Genomic DNA, 1,193 nt, shown 5'->3' with positions numbered 1-1,193 from the left:
CACACCCAACACCACCAACGGCCACACCCGCCGCACCACCAACGCCACCACAACCACCAACTGCAACCCCAACCCCGCCCACGGCCCGAACCGCGCGTGCCCGTCGCCGTTGGTCCCGTTGATGACGGCCACGACGACGTTCAGGATCGTCAGGGCGGACAGCAGGATGATGTCGAGGCCCGTGGGACGCAGGGCGGCGCGTCTGGCGGCCCCGGCGTCCGGCGGCGCGGCCGGCGGGCCCCCGCGAGGTGCGGCGGGATCCCGAGGGAGCATGCCGAACGTCCTCGCGGCCGTGTCGGACCGCTCTTCCCCGGCCATCCTGGCTCGCTGCACGTCAAGCCCACCCCCGTACGTCGGCTTCGCGCTCCGTGGTCGTGCAGAGCTTAATGCGTAACCGGCCCAGGCCCTACCTACCACCCTGACCTGCGGCTTTATGCTCCGCTTAGAGGCTTTCGCGCTCTGCGGCCGCCTCGTCGGCCGCAGAGGCGTGCACCTTCCCGCCGCGGCACACCAGGTCCACGAGAGGGGTAACGCCGTGGCCGGGCACTACTTTCGTCGGTAGTGGTACCAACGTTTCCCTCTGCCGGGCCGGACGCCGACTGCGGTTGAATAAGTCCTGTTGGCAAGCCCGACAGCACATGTCGGAGCGCGGTGCGAGAAGCACAAGATGACTCACCCGAACAGATCATTTGAGGAGCGACATGCTGTGGGTCGGCATCGTCCTGGCGGTTCAGGGATTCGGTTCATTCCTGACCGAGCGTTTGTGGGACACAAAATTCGGTGTCACGGCACTGCTGTCCGATGACACCCCCTCGTGGGTGAGTCTGGCGATCGGCGCGGTCGGACTGGTCGTCCTCGCGTTCGTCGCGAGTTCTCGCTCCCGTAAGTCCGCACACAACTGACAACACGACTGACAACGTCGAGTCACACGACCGACAATCGAACTTCCCTGACGGGGAGAATTCACCCTCCCTGCTACCGCAGGGACCGAGCTCCCGGCAGCCGGTTTCCCCCCCGTAACCGGCTGCCGGGTTCTCTGTGCGCAACGTAAAAGAATCGGCGGGGGGGGGGGGGGCGGGGGCCGGGGGGGGGGGGCCCCCCGGGGGGGGGGTTGCCCCCGGGGACGCGGGGGGGGGGGGCGCGGTGTGGGGGGGTGCACGCAGGGGGGGGGGGGGGGTGGGGGTTTGGGGGGC

General features: G+C 68.9%; 2 protein-coding genes. One reads left to right on the top strand and one right to left on the bottom strand.

Going from position 1 to position 1,193, the window contains the following annotated elements; genetic code table 11:
- Positions 1-273, bottom strand: a 273-nt coding sequence (locus ACFYQ5_RS35715) for a hypothetical protein (RefSeq protein ID WP_389203739.1), incomplete at its 3' end; no start/stop codon positions are given.
- A 428-nt stretch (positions 274-701) separates the two neighbouring features.
- Here ACFYQ5_RS35715 and ACFYQ5_RS35710 point away from each other — a divergent pair.
- Positions 702-902, top strand: a complete 201-nt coding sequence (locus tag ACFYQ5_RS35710) for a hypothetical protein (RefSeq protein ID WP_389203737.1) — start codon at positions 702-704, stop codon at positions 900-902.
- Positions 903-1,193 lie beyond the last annotated feature (291 nt).

The organism is Streptomyces sp. NPDC005794 (genome assembly GCF_042871445.1).
GTDB lineage: Bacteria > Actinomycetota > Actinomycetes > Streptomycetales > Streptomycetaceae > Streptomyces.
Note: the sequence above shows the minus strand (reverse complement) of the source record. Positions and strands in the feature narration are given on the sequence as shown.

Bases quoted from the DNA above. Each gene is read 5' to 3' on its own strand.
- ACFYQ5_RS35710 (WP_389203737.1), top strand. From the start codon at position 702: ATGCTGTGGGTCGGCATCGTCCTGGCGGTTCAGGGATTCGGTTCATTC.